The 19,857-nt window shown below is 31.3% G+C and carries 11 protein-coding genes and 2 other annotated features; of the genes, 10 read left to right on the forward strand and 1 reads right to left on the reverse strand.

Annotation, left to right across the window (positions count from 1 at the left end; all coding sequences use genetic code 11):
* Positions 1-106 precede the first annotated feature (106 nt).
* The 8 genes from FYJ83_RS07795 to FYJ83_RS07830 all read left to right on the forward strand — a co-directional run bounded on the left by FYJ83_RS07795 (position 107) and on the right by FYJ83_RS07830 (position 13,913).
* Entirely contained in the window at positions 107-1,429 is a 1,323-nt protein-coding gene (locus FYJ83_RS07795; RefSeq protein ID WP_154439765.1) for a replication-associated recombination protein A, read from the forward strand.
* A gap of 144 nt (positions 1,430-1,573) precedes the next feature.
* Entirely contained in the window at positions 1,574-4,915 is a 3,342-nt protein-coding gene (locus FYJ83_RS07800) for a tetratricopeptide repeat protein (RefSeq protein WP_154439766.1), read from the forward strand.
* Between the two features lie 12 nt (positions 4,916-4,927).
* A complete protein-coding gene (locus FYJ83_RS07805) occupies positions 4,928-6,628 on the forward strand; it encodes an Hsp70 family protein (RefSeq protein WP_154439767.1) in 1,701 nt (566 codons plus the stop codon).
* A gap of 145 nt (positions 6,629-6,773) precedes the next feature.
* Positions 6,774-7,006 (forward strand) — a binding site (T-box leader).
* A gap of 108 nt (positions 7,007-7,114) precedes the next feature.
* The gene (gene asnS, locus FYJ83_RS07810) at positions 7,115-8,503 is read left to right on the forward strand and encodes an asparagine--tRNA ligase (RefSeq protein ID WP_154439768.1); all 1,389 of its coding nucleotides are present in this window, start codon (positions 7,115-7,117) and stop codon (positions 8,501-8,503) included.
* Positions 8,504-8,643: 140 nt separating this feature from the next.
* A complete protein-coding gene (locus tag FYJ83_RS07815; RefSeq protein WP_154439769.1) occupies positions 8,644-9,540 on the forward strand; it encodes a DMT family transporter in 897 nt (298 codons plus the stop codon).
* 533 nt (positions 9,541-10,073) lie between these two features.
* Positions 10,074-11,084 carry an Rpn family recombination-promoting nuclease/putative transposase gene (locus tag FYJ83_RS07820; RefSeq protein WP_195837950.1) on the forward strand — a complete coding sequence of 337 codons (1,011 nt, stop codon included), beginning with the start codon at positions 10,074-10,076 and terminating at the stop codon, positions 11,082-11,084.
* Between the two features lie 139 nt (positions 11,085-11,223).
* Positions 11,224-12,675 (forward strand): stalk domain-containing protein, encoded by a 1,452-nt coding sequence (locus tag FYJ83_RS07825; RefSeq protein WP_154439771.1) that lies wholly within the window; start codon positions 11,224-11,226, stop codon positions 12,673-12,675.
* 203 nt (positions 12,676-12,878) lie between these two features.
* The gene (locus FYJ83_RS07830; RefSeq protein WP_195837951.1) at positions 12,879-13,913 is read left to right on the forward strand and encodes a hypothetical protein; all 1,035 of its coding nucleotides are present in this window, start codon (positions 12,879-12,881) and stop codon (positions 13,911-13,913) included.
* Here FYJ83_RS07830 and FYJ83_RS07835 read toward each other — a convergent pair.
* Positions 13,899-14,819: an alpha/beta hydrolase gene (locus FYJ83_RS07835; protein WP_154439773.1), complete on the reverse strand. Its 921-nt coding sequence runs from the start codon at positions 14,817-14,819 to the stop codon at positions 13,899-13,901. The two genes, FYJ83_RS07830 and FYJ83_RS07835, sit on opposite strands and share 15 nt — an antisense overlap.
* A 97-nt stretch (positions 14,820-14,916) precedes the next feature.
* On the opposite strand from FYJ83_RS07835, the gene glpK reads away from it, so the two are divergent.
* Positions 14,917-16,413, forward strand: coding sequence for a glycerol kinase GlpK (glpK, locus tag FYJ83_RS07840; RefSeq protein ID WP_154439774.1), 1,497 nt, complete (start codon positions 14,917-14,919; stop codon positions 16,411-16,413).
* A 68-nt stretch (positions 16,414-16,481) separates the two neighbouring features.
* Positions 16,482-16,683, forward strand: a binding site (T-box leader).
* 205 nt (positions 16,684-16,888) lie between these two features.
* Positions 16,889-19,300, forward strand: a complete 2,412-nt coding sequence (gene leuS / locus FYJ83_RS07845) for a leucine--tRNA ligase (protein ID WP_154439775.1) — start codon at positions 16,889-16,891, stop codon at positions 19,298-19,300.
* Positions 19,301-19,857 lie beyond the last annotated feature (557 nt).

The following is a 19,857-nucleotide window of genomic DNA, read 5'->3' on the forward strand; positions in this document are numbered from 1 at the left end:
AGTATATAATAAAATAAAGAACAATAACTTCGATTTCTAAAGCCTTGCTTTAAAAATCGGAGTTATTGTATTATAATGGAAATAATAATATTAATTAGGTGATGAAATGGATTTGTTTACGTTAAATATGGAAGAAAAATTAAAAAAGAATGCACCTTTGGCTGACAGAATGAGACCAGAGAAAATAAGTGAATTTGTAGGGCAGAAGCATTTATTAGGAGAAGGACAGTTTTTAAATAGGTCTATAAAGGCAGATAGAATAACTTCAATGATATTCTTTGGACCTCCAGGTACAGGTAAGACCACTTTGGCTATGATAATAGCCAATACTACCAATATGATATTTGAAAAATTATCTGCTGTAACATCTGGAGTAAAAGATATTCGGGAAGTAATGGACAGAGCAGAAGAAAATTTAAAATTGTATAATAGAAGAACTATATTATTTGTAGATGAGATACATAGATTTAATAAATCTCAACAAGACGCATTGCTTCCATTTGTAGAAAAAGGAATTATAATACTTATAGGTGCCACTACTGAAAATCCTTATTTTGAAGTGAATAAGGCTTTATTATCTAGAGTTATGGTTTTAAAATTAGAATCTTTGACTAAAGATGATTTAAGAAATCTTATAAAAAATGCTCTATCCAATAAAGAAAAGGGACTAGGAGAATATAAAGTAGATATAACGGAAGATGCTATAAATTATCTTATAACTATTGCAGAGGGAGATGGACGAACCATACTTAATTCTTTAGAAATAGGGGTTCTTTCTACTTCTGCCAATGAAGAAGAAGTAATTCAAATTGATTTAGACACAATAAGATCATCTATACAAATAAAAACAGCAAGATATGATAAAGATGGAGACGAGCATTATGACACCATATCAGCTTTTATAAAAAGCATGAGAGGTTCAGACCCAGATGCTACTTTATATTGGTTAGCTAAAATGATAAATGCAGGGGAAGACCCTAAATTCATTGCCAGAAGAATTATAATCTGTGCATCAGAAGATGTAGGTAATGCTGATCCAAATGCTTTAAATATTGCCGTATCTGCCTTTAATGCAGTAAATGTAATAGGTATGCCAGAAGGAAGAATCCCATTAGCTCAAGCGGCAGTCTATATAGCAACAGCACCAAAGAGTAATGCAGCATATATGGGTATAGATAAAGCTTTAGAGGACATAAGAAATAAAGAAATAGGAAAGGTGCCTTCACATCTGCGAGATGGAAGTTATCCTGGAGCTAAGAAATTAGGTCATGGTATGGGATATAAATATCCTCATGATTATGAAAATGCTTTTATTCCACAACAATATTTGCCCACTGAATTCATAGGAAAGAAATACTATGAACCCACAGAAAATGGGTATGAAAAAGAAATAAAGAAAAGATTCTTATCTTATGGTAGGGAATTATAAATAAAAAGGACTATTTTACCCCTTTATTTTCTGTTAAAATTTTCCGATATATGTTATGTGAAGAATTTCCCTGTGACAAATCATATGAAAATCCTCATCAAATATAATAGAAATATAAAACTTTAAAAAGGGGCGAAAAGAACAATGGAAAAATTTTGGAATGTACTAGGAATCGATAAAACTAAGGATGAAGATTTAATTAAATCTGCATATAGAGAAAAACTTGTTAATGTAAACCCAGAAGATGATCCAGAAGGATTTAAGGAACTTAGAAAAGCATATGAAGATGCTATTATACATATACAAGAATTAAAGAAGGAACAGACGTTTATAGAATTTGATGATTTAGATGATGTTGGAAAGTGGATGAAAAAAGTAGAAGAAATATACTTTAATTTTCCAGACCGAGTATCTACTAATAAATGGAAAGAACTTTTAGATGATGATATTTGTGTAGCTTTAGATACAGTAGGGATTGCTCAAGAAAAGTTACTTGCTTTTTTTATGGATAATTACTATCTGCCTCATAAAGTGTGGACATTAATAGATGAACGATTTGATATTACAGATGATAGAGAAAAGCTTTATGAGAAATTCCCTAAAAATTTCATAGATTTTGTATGTAATTCTATAATTTATGAGGATTTTTTGGATTTTTATTTATTTGAAGGTCCCGAATTTGGAGAATATGATGATTATATAAGGCATTATTTTAAAGTAAAAGATATGCTAGATTATAATGATTTAGATGGTATAGAGAAAGAAATCGAAATAATGAAAAACAATGCAATTTATCATCCATATGAAGATGTAGAAGTTGTTCGACATTATTTAAAATTGGGGAAGGATAAATATGCAGAAGAAATTATAATAGAATTGGGAAATAAGTATCCTGATTGTGATTATATTACTTTATATGTGGCAGAAGCTTCTTTTCAGTTAAATGAAATCTCTAGAGCAAAAAAATACTATGAAAAACTTATTGAAAAAATTCCCACTCATTACAGTGCCAAACTAGGATTAGGTAGATGTTTTTTAGCAGAGAAGGAATATCTTGAAGCAAAAGAATGGTTTATTGATATGCTATATGTCTATTCTGGTGACCAAAATGCTTTAAATGAAATGATGAGAGCAAATGAATATTTAATGGAAAGTTATAAAGAACAACTTGACGAAAATCCCGATGATTTTGAAACATTAGTAGAATTAGGATGGTGTTTCTATCAAAATCATAGATTTGATGATACCATAAATCTTCTAGAAGATTCAAATATTCCAGAAGATAAAAAACCATTATATAATAATTTAATGGGAAGAACATATTTATCTGTGAACAATTATGAAAAGGCATATCCTCTTTTACTAGCTTGGGTAGATGATTTAGAAAAAATAGAAGATGATGGAAGCGAAGATGCAGAAAAGAGATTAAGAAACTTTGGATACTCTTATTATACAATTGCAATAGCTCTTTCAAACTTAAAAGAACAAAGCGAAGAAAATTTCAAAGAAGTTTTAAATTATTTAGAAAAGGCTATTCAAAATGAAAAAGTTGAAAATAACAAGCTACTATATATGAATTATAAAGCGCAAACATTTTTAAAATATGAAAATAATGAGGAATGTATAGATATATGTGATGAAATAATCAGTAAAGCATCAGATTATTATCCAGCATATTTATGCAGACAAGAAGCATATTACAATATGGAGAGGTATCAGGATGTAATTGATGATTATTATAATGCTGTAAATATAGAACCAGGATATTACATGCCATATCTTCTAGCAATAAAGACATTCCATCTGTTTGGCAAGTACGAAGATTGTTTAGATATTATACAAAGAGCCGAAGACAATGATATAAACAATGAAGAAATAAAGCTTTATAAAATTAAAGCTTTAAGGCAAACTCTTGAAACCATAGGAGAAGTAAAAGAGCAGGCATATAAATTAGTATTGGACTTAAAAGATGACCATGTAAAAAATAATTATGATGAAGAGTTCTATTTGGATATTTTATATACAGAAGCAGATGTGTGTGTGGCTATGTATGAATTTGAAGACGCACTTAATGCTATAAATGAAGCTGTTAAATTAACTCAAAATATTGAATTTGTATTTTATAAAGGATATATACATCATGAACTAGAAGAATACCATGAAGCAATAAGTATATTTACAGAGCTTGATAAAGAATATCCTAATGACGAAAAAGTTATTTACCGTTTAGCATCAGCTCATGAGGGAAAGGGTAATTTAGATGAAGCTATAGCATATTATAATAAGCTTCTAGATATTAATCCAGAACGTACAGAAGCATATTCTTCAATTGCCAGTATGTTAGAGGAAAAAGCACAATACGCAACGGGAGATGAAGAAAGAAACTATTATAATGAAGCTTTAAAATATAGGGATAAACTAATTGAAATGAAGGAGACGGGATACAACTATCTTTCAAAAGGGCTTACGCTTTCAAGACTTGGAAGAACTGAAGAAGGTATAGATAACTATTTGAAATCAATTGAGCTAGATTCTGCAAATCCGTTTCCATACAATAATTTAGGATTTAATTATCACAATTTAGGAGAGTATGAGAAAGCTCTAGAGTACTATCTTAAATCTATGGAATGTCTGGATTATGAAGAAACACACTTGCCATTTAATAATATAGCAAAGACTTATAGGGTATTGGAACAATATGACAAAGCTGAGGAATATTTAAAAAAAGGATTGGAAAGGTTTCCTAATAAAGATGTTTTTTACGAGAGTTTAAGAAGTCTGTATATAATAATGGGCAAATATGATGAAGGAATTAAAATATGTAGCAAACATATGGAAAATGTAGAAAATGCAGATATAAATAAAATCAAACGTAGAAAGGGAGACTTATATAAACTTAAAGGTGATTTATCCAAGGCAAAATCCTCTTATAAGGATGCAATTTGTAAAGGTAAGAATAATACAGAGGTTTATCTTGATTTAGGTGATTTGTATTTATACCAAAATAAATATATGAAAGCCCTTCATTATTATAAAAAAGCATTAAAAGACGTGGATAAAACAGATTATGAGAATTTGTACGAGATATATTTGAATATGGGAATGTCATATAAATTTTTAGGATTTAAAAAAGAAGATTATTTCAAAAAATCAATTGAGTATTATATTAAAGATATAGGTGATGAAAAAGAGTTTTTTACAGATACTGGATATATTCCTGCTAGATTATATGGCATAACAAGAGCATATATATATATGGGAGATATTGAAAAAGCTGAATATTATATTGCTGAAATGGATAAATATAAAAAATGCAAAGGTTGTCCATATGGAAAATGTTATGAAAAGTTTGCTTTGGTAGGTATGTTAGCAGAGGCAAAAGGAGATATAGAAGAAGCATTGAAGAATTATAATATAGTGTTGGAATATGAGCCAGAATGTCTTGATGTGTGTATTGCAGTTAAAAGATTGGCATCTAAAGAGTAAGGGGAGAATAGCATGATAATAGGAATAGATTTAGGTACAACAAACAGTTCGGTATCATATTTTACAGAAGATGGTGCAAAAATAATTCCCAATCGTTTAGGGAAAAGTCTAACACCATCTGTTGTTGGTATAGATGAAAACTCTAATATATACGTAGGTGAAACAGCCCTAGAAAGAAGTGCAGTTTACTATGACAGTACAGCACAGGTTTTTAAAAGAGATATGGGAAGTCAAAAAGTTTTTAAGCTGGGGAAAAATGAATTTAATGCCGAAGAGTTATCTTCATTTATATTGAAATATTTAAAAGAAGATGCAGAACATTTTCTTGGTGAAAAAGTAGAAGAAGCAGTAATAAGCGTTCCTGCATATTTCAATGATGAACAGAGAAAAGCAACTAAAAAAGCGGGAGAAATGGCTGGATTCAAAGTAGAGCGTATTATAAGTGAGCCTACAGCCGCAGCCATAGCTTATGGATTGTATCAAAAAAAAGCAGATGCTAAAATTTTAGTATTTGATTTAGGTGGAGGTACATTTGACGTCTCTATTTTAGAGCTTTTTAATAATATACTTGAAGTTAGAGCAGTGGCTGGTGACAACTATTTAGGAGGAGAAGATTTTACTCAAATTTTAGTTGAACTATTTATTAAAAAAAATAAAATCGATAGAGAATCTTTAGATTCAAAAACTTTATCACATATATTGGACCAAGCAGAGAAATGCAAAAGAGGATTTTCAGATAGTAAAATATCTTCTATGAACTGTATTATAAATGATGAACGAATTGAATTTCAAATAGATATTGATGATTACGAGGAGGCTTGTGAACTTCTTTTAGAAAAAATAAGAAATCCCATAAAGAGAAGTTTAAGTGATACAAATCTGAGATTATCTCAAATAGATGATGTAATACTTGTAGGAGGTTCTACAAAGCTTCCTATTGTAAGAAAATTTGTAAATAAGCTTTTTGGCAGATTTCCAAATACATCAATTAATCCTGATGAAGCCGTATCCCTAGGTGCAGCAATTCAAGCTGCTTTAAAAGAAAGAAATCAATATATAAAAGAAGTAATTTTAACAGATGTTTGTCCATATACTTTAGGGACAGAAGTTGTTATGGAAAGAGAAAATAATAGGATAGAGGCAGGTTATTTCTGTCCAATAATAGATAGAAATACTGTAATTCCTGCAAGTAGAACTCAGACACTATATACGGTATATGATAATCAAAGTAAAATAAGAATAAATATACTTCAAGGGGAGAGCAGATTCGCAAAGAATAATATATCTTTGGGAGAACTATTTGTGGAAGTTCCATTGGCTTTGGCAGGTGAAGAAAGTATAGATGTAACATATACTTATGATATTAATTCTATACTGGAAGTAGAAGTTAAAGTAAATTCCACAGGAAATAAAGTTAAACAAATTATCAAAAATAAAAATAATGATATGACTGATGAAATGATAGAAAAACGAATGGAAGAAATAAGTTACTTGAAGATTCCTCCTAGAGAGCAGGAAAAAAATAAACTTCTTTTATTTAGGAGTGAGAGAATGTATGAAGAAAGTGTAGGAGAAGCTAGGAAGCAGTTAGATTATATAATTACAAAATTTGAATCTGCACTAAAAACTCAGGATCCTATAAAAATAGAAAATGCAAGAGAAATATTCAAAGAAGAGTTGGACTATATCGATGAAGACCAAAAGCTAAGATAAATAGTATTTCTTGTAAATGCAGCTTTATAAGGAATTTTTTCATAGTATAAATTTAGTAAAATGGATATAATAAAGAAATAAAATAAAGATTAGCTAAATTCATTGACAACTTTAGGTAAAATAACTATAATTATATAAAAGTAAGGAAAAAACTTTGATAGGAAGAGTAAATATAAGAGGTAGTCAAAGGGAGCCTATAATAGTGAGACATAGGTACGAGACTTATATTGAAGAACATCCTTGAGTTTCTAATTGAAATCATTAAGAGAGTAGACTTAGACGGAATCACACCGTTATATGTGAAGCACATTAAGATGTGTGTTAAAGTGGCTATTAGCAATTAGGGTGGTACCGCGAAATTTACCTTTCGTCTCTATAATCAAAAAGAGATGAAAGGTTTTTTTATGACCTAACTTAGTGAACGATAGTGAGCTGATGTAGGTCAAACGTACCAAAAATTAAATCATAATAGAGAGGAGAATAAAAATGAAAACTACAATTAGGGAAATTTATAAAGAGACTGAGAAGTATTTAAATAATGAAGTTGTACTTGAAGGCTGGATAAGAACATCAAGAAGTTCAAAGACCTTTGGATTCCTAGAGTTAAATGATGGTACATTTTTTAAAAACATTCAAATAGTATTTGAGGAAAGTTTAGAAAACTTTAAAGAAGTGGAAAAATTGCCCCTTAGTTCATCAATAATGGTTAAAGGTATATTAGTACCTACACCAGAGGCAAAACAGCCCTTTGAAATTAAGGCAAGTGAAATAGAAATAGAAGGATATTCTACAGCAGATTATCCGCTACAAAAGAAAAGGCATACTTTTGAATATATGAGAACCATAGCCCATTTAAGACCTAGAGCTAATACATTTAATGCTGTATTTAGAGTAAGATCTATTCTTGCTTATGCAATACACAAATTCTTCCAAGAAAGAGGATTTGTATATGTTCATACTCCAATTGTTACAGCTTCAGATGCTGAAGGTGCAGGAGAAATGTTTAGAGTATCTACCTTAGATTTTCACAATATTCCTATGAATGATAAGAAAGAAATTGACTTTACAAAGGATTTTTTTGGTAAAGAAACTAGTCTTACAGTATCAGGTCAATTAGAGGGAGAAGCTTTTGCTTTAGCATATAAAGACATTTATACTTTTGGTCCAACATTTAGAGCTGAAAACTCTAATACTGCAAGACATGCAGCAGAGTTTTGGATGATAGAACCAGAAATTGCTTTTGCTGATATTAATGATGATATGCAATTAGCTGAAGATATGATGAAATATATAATTAAATATGTAATGGAAAATGCTAAGGAAGAAGTGGAGTTTTTCAACAGTTTTGTAGATAAAGGTTTAATTGAAAGACTTGAAAATGTAGTTAATTCAGATTTTGGACGTATAACATATACTGAAGCAGTGGAATTACTTCAAAAATCAGGTGAAGAATTCCAATATCCAGTAGAATGGGGTATGGACTTGCAAACTGAACATGAAAGATATTTATCAGAGAAAGTATTTAAAAAGCCAGTATTTGTCGTAGATTATCCAAAGGAAATAAAGGCATTTTATATGAGATTAAACGATGATGGAAAAACTGTAGCAGCCATGGACCTTTTAGTTCCAGGCGTTGGAGAAATCATAGGAGGTTCTCAAAGAGAAGAAAGACTTGAACTACTAGAACAAAAAATAATAGAAAACGGAATGGACCCAGAGGATTACTGGTGGTATCTAGAACTAAGAAAATTTGGTGGTACAAAACATGCAGGATATGGACTTGGATTTGAGAGAGCTGTTATGTATATAACAGGAATGACAAATATAAGAGACGTAATCCCATTCCCAAGAACAGTAAAATCAGCAGAATTTTAGAAAAAATTATAATAAAAAAGCTAACTAGTTTTTTAAATATAGTTAGCTTTTTTATTGCTTTTATAGTTATAATCTTCTTTAAAGGAATAGTAGACTATGCTATAATAATTATTCATATTATAAAACAAAGGAGAAAACATATGGAATTAACATGGTTTAGTTTAGCATTATTAGCCACATTATTTTGGGGATTATCAGATGTATCTTTTAAGAGGGGGACTGATCCTAACGACAAATATAGTCATTTAAGAATTTTAATTATGATTGGTATTATTATGGGATTACAAGCTTTTGTAGAATTATATAAATTGGATTTTAATTATAGTATAAAGACTAACTTTATATACTTTCCAGTATCCTTTTTATACATATTATCTATGGCAGTAGATTTTTATGGATATAGATACCTTCAAATATCAGTAGGTTCACCTGTAGCCAGTACCTCAGGAGCAATGGCAGGTATATTGTCTTTTATGGTACTAGGTAAAACAATGACAGGTATTCAATTTTTAGCAGTAAGTCTTATAACAATTGGTCTTATTTTGTTGGCAGTATTAGAAGGCAAAGAAGCTAGGAAAAAAGATTTAAGTTTGGAGGAAAAAAAGCTTAATCTTGGAGCAGTAGCCCTTATATTTCCTATAATCTATGCTGTAGTTGATGCCTTTGCAACATTTTTAGATGATATGTATTTAAGTAATATCCTTACACCAGAAGAAGCATTGATTTCATTTGAACTTACTTTTTTTATTGTAGCTTTAATATCTTTATTTTACCTAGTAGTTATTAAGAAGGAAAGATATAATATTAAAGATGAGAAATTCAATATAATAGGTGGAATTTGTGAAACTGCAGGACAATTTTTCTATGTCTATGCATTAACTGGAAACTCAGTAGTTGCAGCACCATTAATGTCCATAGATAGTATTGTAGCTGTAATCTTTGGAAGAATATGGCTGAAAGAAAAATTGAGTAAAAATCAATATTTTACTATTATAATGATAACCATAGGAGTATTTATTTTAGGATTCTTTGAGTAAAGTAGAGACAGTAATAGTTTAGGGATATGTAAATATAACAATATTAAAAAACCTCTGTAGATAATATTATTTACAGAGGTTTTTTAAATTATCTAATTATATGAAGAAGTTTGGAATATATGTTAATATTCTAAGATTATTCATCAATCACGTTGAAATTTAAAGCCGAAATTTTAACTAAATTTTATATTATAGAAAATGATAATTAAAAATTATAGGTTCTAACTATAAACAAGCTAAAAAATCATAAAGTTTTTATGTTTTCAAAAGTAGTGTTCTTTGATAAACTACACAAAGTGTTTATATAATAATATTTAGAAAACGTATAATGTTAGCTATGCAAAGTGGCTATAAATCAATATAAAATGTATAGGATTAATATGATTTTGAATAAACAGCAGTTGTAGAAATTATACAAAAGCCTATACTTAATATGGATTTTTTAGAATCATCAATATTAAAGTAGATATAATAGAATAAGATTATACCACTAGAATATGTAGAAGAATAATTATATAAATGATATAATAAATTTGGGAAGACTAAAAAAAGTTGGTGATAAGATGAAAAATGAAGTAGTAAATAAGCATGATGTCACATTTAAGGAAGTATTTAGTCAGAAAAGAATAGCAAAAGATTTTATAGAAAATAATATACCTAAAGAAGCTTTAGATATAATAGATATGGAGAGTTTAGAACTTCAAAAGGATACCTTTATAAACAAAGAATTACAAGAAAACTTTTCAGATTTAATTTATAGGGTAAAAATAAACAATAAAGATGCTTATATATCTTTTCTAATAGAGCATAAGTCCTATAAAGATAAATTAGCAATATTTCAATTAAATAAATATATGTTAGAATCGTGGATGACAATAATACAAAAAGAAAACAAAGAAGAACTGCCAATTATAATTCCAATGCTTATTTATCATGGAAAAGAAAAATGGAATATTAGAACCGATATAAGAGATATGATACCAGATTTTTATCAGTTACCAGAATACTTTAAAGAAAGAGTACCAGTATTCAAATATGATTTTTTCAATATAGGGGAATATAAAGAAAATGACTTTCAGAAACTAACTAGATTAACAGCAATGATGCTAAAGGCGTTTAAATATTCCTTTGAAGAGGATTTGGAAGTGGTTCTGGAAAATTTTCTATTAGCATTGGATGAGGTACAAAAAGAAGAGTCATTGGAGACAATAATATATTATGGGGAAATATATTTAAGATATATAGAATTAACCAATAGTGATGCTACAGAGGAAGATATAAAAGAGGAAATAAGGAGATTAGATGGAAAGGGGGCTGTTACTATGAGTATCTTAGAAAGAAGAGAGTTATTAGGAATGGAAAAAGGACTACAAGAAGGAATGCAGAAAGGATTACTCGAAGGAAGACAAGAAGGAATGCAGAAAAGAAATATTGAGATAGCTAAAAACTTATTAAAAGAAGGTGTAGAAATAGCATTAGTAGTAAAAGCAACAGGTCTTTCTAAATCTGAGGTGGAAGAATTAAAGGAACAACTTGATAACTAAAAATAATATAAATACGACAGGTATACCAAATTCCTGTCGTATTTTATAGAGTAAAATTGGATGAATTTATTTTTAAATTACATAAGTTAGTAAAAACTTGAATTAAAGAACAATTATAAAAAATAGGGGGAAAATATAAATGAATAAGAAAGCAGATATTTTAAAGAAAACAGGAGTAGGTACATTAGTTGCGATTACACTATTAGGACCAGTAGGTTGTAATGCTGTGGAGAATATATCAAATACTACACAAGTAGCATTATTAAATAACATGGAGAATAATGGAAACCCATTCACCCAATACAAGACCAATGTTGAAAAGATGGAAGATGCAGCCTACAACTACAAAGTAACCCTAATACAAAAAGATGGCACAAAAATAAGATTGGATAACAAGTTTGCCTATGGAATTAAAATGGTAAATGGAAGAACATCTGTAGCAATAAGGGATATTGCAGACAATATAGAAGGTGTAAACCTAACATGGGACCAAGCCAATTCATTAGCTATAGCCAAAGGGAATGGTAAAGAATTAAAGTACCCAATAAATAAAAGGGTAATGTCCTCAAATGGAGAACTAGTAGAACTAGATACTTCAGCAACAGTAGACCCTGCTGTAAGCAGAACCTACCTACCATTTAGAAGTATAATGGAAAGCCTAGGATATACAGTAGACTATTATCATGAAGCAAAGGCAATAGACATAAGAGAAGAAGGTGCACCTAAGCAAGAACATGTAGTAGAGAAACCAACTACACCAGTGGAGAAACCAGTTGAAAAACCAGTAGAAAAGCCGGTGGAGAAACCAATAGAGAAACCTGTTGAAAAACCCGTAGAGAAACCTGTTGAGAAGCCGATTGAAAAGCCAGTTGAGAAACCCGTAGAGAAACCAAAAGAAGAGAAACCAACTACTCCACCTAAACCGGTAGAAAAGCCAGTGGAAAAACCCGTTGAAAAACCAGTAGAAAAGCCAGTAGAAAAGCCAAGCCAAAGTAGTAATAAGGCAACCATTGAGGATTTAGAGGTTGTGAAATCATATTATGATAGATGGGGGTACTTCAAACCCCCATGCTACACAGCAGTAGACCTATCCACCATAAAAGAAATACCAAATAAAGATGGAAAATATGTAGAGAATAAATATAAAAAGTTAGTAGGTTTAGGAAATGTAAATCTGGATTTAAGTTTTAGAGGAAATAAATTATATGATGCAACTAGTTATTACAAAGATATAATAATACCTCAATATGGAATCGACGAATATGATAATGGAGAAATAGGTGTATACCTTAGCCTATCCGTAAGAAGTCCCGTAAGCCCTAGAACCATGCACACCTACGCCATCGCAGATACAGAGGGAACCATATATACAACAAGAGCATCAAGTGGTACAATATTTGCTAATAAAGGTGAAACCCTAGAAGGTAAAACATTAAAGACATTATACTTTTATGATAACGGTACAATAATTGAAATCAATTTAAATAAACCTGTTAAAATAAAGAATATGAAAAGGGATAAACCTTCAAGTAGAAAAGGTGTGAAACATAGTGAATCTGTACAACTGATAAAGATAGGTGATTTAAAATGAAAATAAACAAACGAAGGTTAACATTACTACTTTGTTTAATAACGATATTAACAACATTTACGGTATTCGCAGATGATGCTGAAGTTGGGGATCAAACCCTATCTGTCCCAGGAGTAGGATTTTACCTAAACCCGGATGGGAAACCCAATGATACTAGAACTAGGGATAATGGGGACAACACCTACACGCAGAAAATAGTGAACATGACACCAGTACCAAATGGAACCACACAGGTAAACGTAAGCTGGGGGAAGGAAGCATTGCAGGGGGCAGGTAAAGGGGCAAACTTCAATTCCAATGGACATACCACCCCTAACGGGCAAGTCATCACTAACGGGCAACAAGTTACAGATACATTTGGAGATAGAATGTTAGACTCAGACTCCTTATCAAATTTTAAAATAGAAGGATATGTTACAAAGAATGGTCAAACTTATGTTCAGTGGTCAGCAGATATTACAGTATCTGAGAAGATGATTAAGGATTGGCCTCAGGTTCCAAAGTCAGTTCAGGAAATGGCAAAACGACATAGTGATACTGGAGGAAACTTACACGACCCTAAGTTCATTGAAGATATGGTGGCAATATTCAAAAGAGACTACCCCACAACTAACCCTAATTATGATTACGAAAAGGCTTTGAGGACTATAATGTTGGATGTAGACTGGTTTGACAGACAATCAATGGCAATGTTCCCTATAGGATTAATATTTGAAACAACCGAAACCCATAAGACATCTAGTACAAAGGCAAAAGAAGAGAAGAAAAACCAAATGCCCCCGGAGGGCAAAGGACCTACAACATGCGTAGCTTCCAACCCTTATATATGCTTAGACTCCTACAGAGAAGTATTCTTGTACTCCTACACCACAACAACAGACCTGCCAACACCACCTACTAGAAACCATGGACCTTGCCCCGCATATGATAATGTGGGGTTCAAGGAGTGGGACAGTGCATGGGGAGAAAACTATTTCCCTAAAGCAGGAGATGGAGAACATTGGAAATACTGGAACTCAACGAATGTAAATAAGGGTTACAATAAGAGTATCCACTATGAAACAAGAGGAGTAGTTCCCGGGGCTACAAACCCAGCAAATATAATAAATGGTAGACCAGTAGAAACTACACAATGGACACCTCTTTCAGATGCTAAATATGAAACATTCTTAGCAGAACCTGTAGGTAAAATAGACTACACATGGGTAGATAACTCCTCATTATTACCTTCCTTTTAACCAGCTATATATATAATCATAAACTTCCTCTTTATTTTCTTCATTTAAAAGTTCGTGTCTTCCACCAGGATATAATTTCAGAGAAATATCTTGAATATCTAAATCATTGTATTGATTATATAATCGCTTTACAGATTTACCATACTTACCTACAGGATCCATATCACCTGATAAGACTAGTATAGGTAAAGTTTTTACTATATTATTTAACCTTTCTTTTTTATATAATCCTTTAAAACCTTCAAAGAGATTATAATAAAAATTTATTGGAGATATATATCCGCAGAGTTCATCTTTTATATATTTATCTACTTCTTTATTATCTCTACTTAGCCAATCAAATTCAGTTCTTTTATTTTCAACCTTATTATTAAAAGAACCAAAGGATAATTTATCAATTAGTTTTGCCTCTAAAGTATTATCAAAGAATTTATTTTGTATATTTGACAGTATATTACCTGCCTTAATATCTAAACCATTTTGTTTTGCAGACCCTGATAAGATTATACCACTAATATCTTTTGAATACTTGATTATATATTCTTGACCAATAAATGATCCAAAGCTATGGGCAAATATATATAAAGGAAGGTCTTGATACTTTTCCTTAATTAGATTAGATATTATTTTTTCATCTTCAACGATATTATAAAAACCATTGTCTCCAACATAGCCTAAGATATTATTTTTATTTGCAGAATAACCATGTCCCCTATGATCATCGGCATAAACTATATATCCCTTTTCATTTAAAAATCTTGCAAAGTCATCATATCTAGCTGTATGTTCAGCCATTCCATGGAAGATTTGTACTACTCCTTTTGGATTTAAAACATCATCCCAAATTCTTAAAAATATTTCCATTTCATCTTTTCCCTTAACAAAGGTTTCTATACTTAATCCCAATTTAATCACCTCAACTAATTATATCTAATTAAAAATAGAAGAACAATAGGGCAATATGATATAATTATAATAAAAGATATAAATCATTGGAGGTACTATGGTGAAAAAATATATAATGGCTTTTGATCAGGGGACAACAAGCTCTAGAGCTATAATATTTGATAAATCAGGTAATATAGTAGGTAAGGCACAAAAAGAATTTAAGCAAATATATCCAAAAGCTGGGTATGTAGAACATGACCCTATTGAAATATGGGCCACACAATCAGGGGTAGCAAGAGAGGCTCTAGAAATGGGAGGTATAAGGGGAGATGAAATAGCAGCTATAGGTATTACTAACCAAAGGGAGACTACTATAGTTTGGAATAAGAACACAGGTAAGCCTATTTATAATGGGATAGTATGGCAGTGTAGACGAACGGCAGATATATGTAGTGAACTTCGAGAAATGGGATTAGAAGAATATATTAGAGAGAATACTGGCTTAATCATTGACGCATATTTTTCTGCCACTAAAATTAAATGGATATTAGATAATGTAAAGGGGGCTAGAAACTTAGCAGAAGAAGGAGAGCTTTTATTTGGAACTGTGGACACTTGGATTATCTGGAATTTAACTAGAGGAAAAGTTCATGTAACTGATTACTCCAACGCATCTAGAACTATGTTATATAATATAAAAGAATTGAAGTGGGACGAAAAATTAATAGAAGTACTAGATATACCAAAATCTATGCTACCAGAAGTGAAACCTTCATCTGAGATATATGGTTATACAGAGGAGTATATATTTGATGGCATTAAAATACCCATAGCTGGTATTGCTGGAGATCAACAGGCAGCACTTTTTGGTCAGAACTGTTTTGAACCTGGCATGGCTAAAAATACTTATGGAACAGGATGTTTTTTACTAATGAATACAGGGGAAAACATGGTGCTATCCAAAAAGGGATTATTGACTACAATAGCCTGGGGGATAGATGGTAAAATAGAATATGCTTTAGAGGGAAGTATATTTGTGGCAGGAGCTTCTATTCAATGGCTAAGGGATGAGCTAAAACTCATTAGGTCAGCAGAAGAATCTGAATACTACGCAGCAAAAGTTGAAGATACAAATGGAGTATATGTAGTGCCTGCCTTTGTAGGTATAGGTGCACCATATTGGGATATGTACGCAAGAGGAGCAATATTAGGTCTTACTAGGGGAGCTAAATCCGAGCATATAATTAGAGCAACCTTAGAATCTATAGCCTATCAAACTAGAGATGTATTAGAAGCCATGGAAGAAGATTCAAATATTAAACTTCAATCACTTAAGGTAGATGGTGGAGCTGTAGGAAACGATTTTTTAATGCAGTTTCAAGCAGATATATTATCTTCCATAGTTGAAAGACCTAGAATCATAGAAACTACTGCTTTGGGAGTGGCTTATTTAGCTGGTCTTGCAGTAGGATTTTGGAAAGATAAAGAAGAAGTTTTAGACAATTGGCAAATAGATAGAAAGTTTGTTCCTAATATGGATACTGAAAAAATAAATAAATTATATAAAGGATGGAAAAAGGCAGTAGAAAGATCTTTTGCTTGGGAAGAATGATATAATTATAATATTTTAAAATAGTCTTGATTTTATTGGATTTCTCTGCTAGAATATAGCTTAAATCAATAAATACTGTGAATGGAAGTAGTAGGTCTTATATCAATTATAGAGAGCTGTCGGTTGGTGAAAGACAGTATTGATAAAGACTGAACTCGTCCAGGAGTTACTATGATGAAATTAGTCATAGTCGGTTAAATGCCGTTATATTTTGAGTGGATAGAAATATCAATAAGAGTGGTACCGCGGAATTTGCCTTTCGTCTCTATTTAGAGATGGAGGGCTTTTTTATGACCTAACACAGCGAACGACAGTGAGCTGATGTAGGTCAAACGTAACGAGAACCAAATCTATACGAGTGTAACGAGTAAATAGATTTGAGTTTCGAGACTACGTCACAGAACCTAAGCCAGTGAGCTGATGTAGATGAAAAAATTAGGAAATTAATTGTCGATTAAATAAGAGGAGGATAATTATGAGAGAATATAGACCAAATGAAATTGAAAAAAAGTGGCATGATATTTGGGATGAAAGACAACCCTTTAAGGCATCTAATGAAAGTAATAAACCGAAGTTTTATGCTTTAGTAGAATTCCCTTATCCATCAGGAGAAGGGCTGCATGTAGGTCACCCAAGACCATATACTGCATTAGACATTGTGTCTAGAAAGAGAAGACTTGAAGGATATAATGTATTATATCCAATGGGATGGGATGCCTTTGGATTACCAACAGAGAACTATGCAATTAAACATAAAATCCATCCAGAAACAGTTACAGAAAGAAACGTAGCAAGATTTAAATCACAGTTAAAATCCATAGGATTTTCCTTTGATTGGGCAAGGGAAATAAATACTACAGATCCACATTATTATAAATGGACTCAATGGATATTCCTAAAACTATATGAAAAAGGATTGGCATATAAACAAGAAATGCCTATTAACTGGTGTCCATCTTGTAAAGTAGGCTTAGCAAACGAAGAAGTTATTCAAGGAACCTGCGAAAGATGTAGTGGAGAAGTAGTTAGAAAAGTTAAAAACCAATGGATGCTAAAAATAACAGAATATGCAGATAGACTAATTAGTGATTTAGATAAGGTGGATTATATTGAGAGAGTAAAGGCTCAGCAAACTAACTGGATTGGTAAATCTGAAGGAGCAGAGGTAGATTTTCAAATTGCAGGAAAAGAAGATAAGCTAAGGGTATTTACTACAAGACCAGATACATTATTTGGTTCAACATATATGGTTATTGCAGCAGAGCATCCTTTAATAGAAAAATATAAGGAAGAAATAACAAACTTAGATGAAATTCATGAATATCAACATGAAGTAGGTAAAAAATCTGATTTTGAAAGAACAGAATTATCTAAAGATAAAACAGGTATAGAAATAAAAGGATTAACAGCGATTAATCCTGCTAGTGGAGGAGAAATCCCTATTTGGATTTCTGACTATGTTTTAATGAGTTATGGTACAGGTGCAATAATGGCAGTACCAGGACATGATACTCGTGACTGGGAATTTGCTAAGAAATTTAACCTTCCCATAATTGAAGTAATAAAAGGTGGAGATGTAGAAAAAGAAGCCTTTACAGATACAGAAGAAGGTATAGCTATAAATTCTGATTTCATCAATGGAATGGAAGTAAAAGAGGCTAAGGAATATATGATTAAATGGCTAGAAGACAAGAATCTTGGTACTAGAAAAGTAAACTTTAAGTTAAGAGACTGGGTATTTTCTAGACAAAGATATTGGGGAGAACCAATTCCTCTAATACACTGTGATGAATGTGGATGGGTCCCAGTACCAGAAAAAGAACTGCCAGTTATGTTACCAGATGTAGAAAACTATGAACCAGCGGATAATGGTGAATCACCATTGGCAAATATTATAGATTGGGTAGAAACTACTTGTCCAAAATGTGGTGGAAAAGGAAAAAGAGAAACAGATACAATGCCTCAATGGGCAGGCTCTTCTTGGTACTTCCTAAGATATATCGATCCTTTTAATGAAGAAAAATTTGCTTCTCAAGAAGCTTTAAATTATTGGTTACCAGTAGATTGGTATAATGGTGGAATGGAACATACGACCCTTCACCTACTATATTCAAGATTCTGGCATAAATTCTTATATGATATTGGAGTAGTTCCTATACCTGAACCATATGCAAAGAGAACTTCTCATGGAATGATTCTAGGAGATAATAATGAGAAGATGTCAAAATCACGTGGAAATGTAATAAATCCTGATGATATAGTAAGAGACTATGGTGCAGATACTCTTAGAACTTATGAAATGTTTATAGGTGACTTTGAAAAAAGTGTACCTTGGTCAGAAAATGGAGTAAAAGGATGTAGACGATTCCTTGAAAGAGTATGGAAACTTCAAGATATTTTAGTAGATGGTGAAGATTATACTAAGGAATTAGAATCAAGTATTCACAAGACTATTAAAAAAGTATCTGAAGATTTTGAAACCCTTAAATTTAATACAGGTATTGCAGCTTTAATGAGTCTATTAAATGAATTCAATGACCATGGTAGCATAAAGAAAGAAGATTTAAAGACATTTATAATACTACTAAACCCTGTGGCTCCTCATATAACAGAGGAAATGTGGGAGATATTAGGATTGGAAGGTTATCTTCATGAAACTGCTTGGCCAAAATATGATGAAGAAAAAACAAGAGATAAAGTAATAGACCTACCAGTTCAAGTAAACGGCAAAGTAAGAGGTACAATACAAATTAGTGTTGACGAATCCCAAGATATAGCAAGAGAAAAAGCAAAAGCTGATGAAAATATTAATAGATTCCTAGAAGGAAAGAATATAGTAAAGGAAATATTTGTTCCAGGGAAAATATATAATATAGTTGTTAAGTAATAATTATCCCTAAAAAACGGCTAAATTCAACACTGATTAGGTAAACGGCAGATGGAACGGCAGAAAAATTATAAATATTTATTTACTGCCTTCTTCCCTGCCTTATACATATCTCTATTGAAATTAGCATATGTCTTTATAACAATTTCTAGGATATAGCCCATAAATTCAGCTATGGTTTTAAAATCTAATCCTATCTCAATTAAATTAGTGCATAGGTATACCTTAAGTCATGTATGAAAATATTAAAGCCTAATATTTTAAATTTGTAATTGAATCTAGTACACATACTAGATTCAATTTTTTTAGGAAACAATCTATTGTGTTTTAATTCTCTTACTTATATCTTTTTGTACTCCTTATCTTCTTTCCATTGCTTGTTTATAATTATATCATTATTTTTAAAGTCTATATTATCCCAAGTTGATCCTGGAAAGGCAACCCTTTTTTAGACAAATTCATTTCGAACAAAGATTTACCCTTTAAATGTACTTATGCTACTATTCCCAGAGCTATTTTATTTCTATAATTTATTGGTGATATGTAGCCTAAAGAAC

Origin of the sequence: Tissierella pigra (assembly GCF_009695605.1) — a bacterium.
Classification (GTDB): Bacteria; Bacillota; Clostridia; order Tissierellales; family Tissierellaceae; genus Tissierella; species Tissierella pigra.

Excerpts from the sequence above, each read along its gene's own strand:
- FYJ83_RS07825 (WP_154439771.1), top strand. The coding sequence starts at position 11,224 with ATGAATAAGAAAGCAGATATTTTAAAGAAAACAGGAGTAGGTACATTA.
- FYJ83_RS07815 (WP_154439769.1), top strand. The coding sequence starts at position 8,644 with ATGGAATTAACATGGTTTAGTTTAGCATTATTAGCCACATTATTTTGG.
- FYJ83_RS07795 (WP_154439765.1), top strand. The coding sequence starts at position 107 with ATGGATTTGTTTACGTTAAATATGGAAGAAAAATTAAAAAAGAATGCA.
- glpK (WP_154439774.1), top strand. The coding sequence starts at position 14,917 with ATGGTGAAAAAATATATAATGGCTTTTGATCAGGGGACAACAAGCTCT.
- leuS (WP_154439775.1), top strand. The coding sequence starts at position 16,889 with ATGAGAGAATATAGACCAAATGAAATTGAAAAAAAGTGGCATGATATT.
- asnS (WP_154439768.1), top strand. The coding sequence starts at position 7,115 with ATGAAAACTACAATTAGGGAAATTTATAAAGAGACTGAGAAGTATTTA.
- FYJ83_RS07830 (WP_195837951.1), top strand. The coding sequence starts at position 12,879 with ATGACACCAGTACCAAATGGAACCACACAGGTAAACGTAAGCTGGGGG.
- FYJ83_RS07805 (WP_154439767.1), top strand. The coding sequence starts at position 4,928 with ATGATAATAGGAATAGATTTAGGTACAACAAACAGTTCGGTATCATAT.
- FYJ83_RS07800 (WP_154439766.1), top strand. The coding sequence starts at position 1,574 with ATGGAAAAATTTTGGAATGTACTAGGAATCGATAAAACTAAGGATGAA.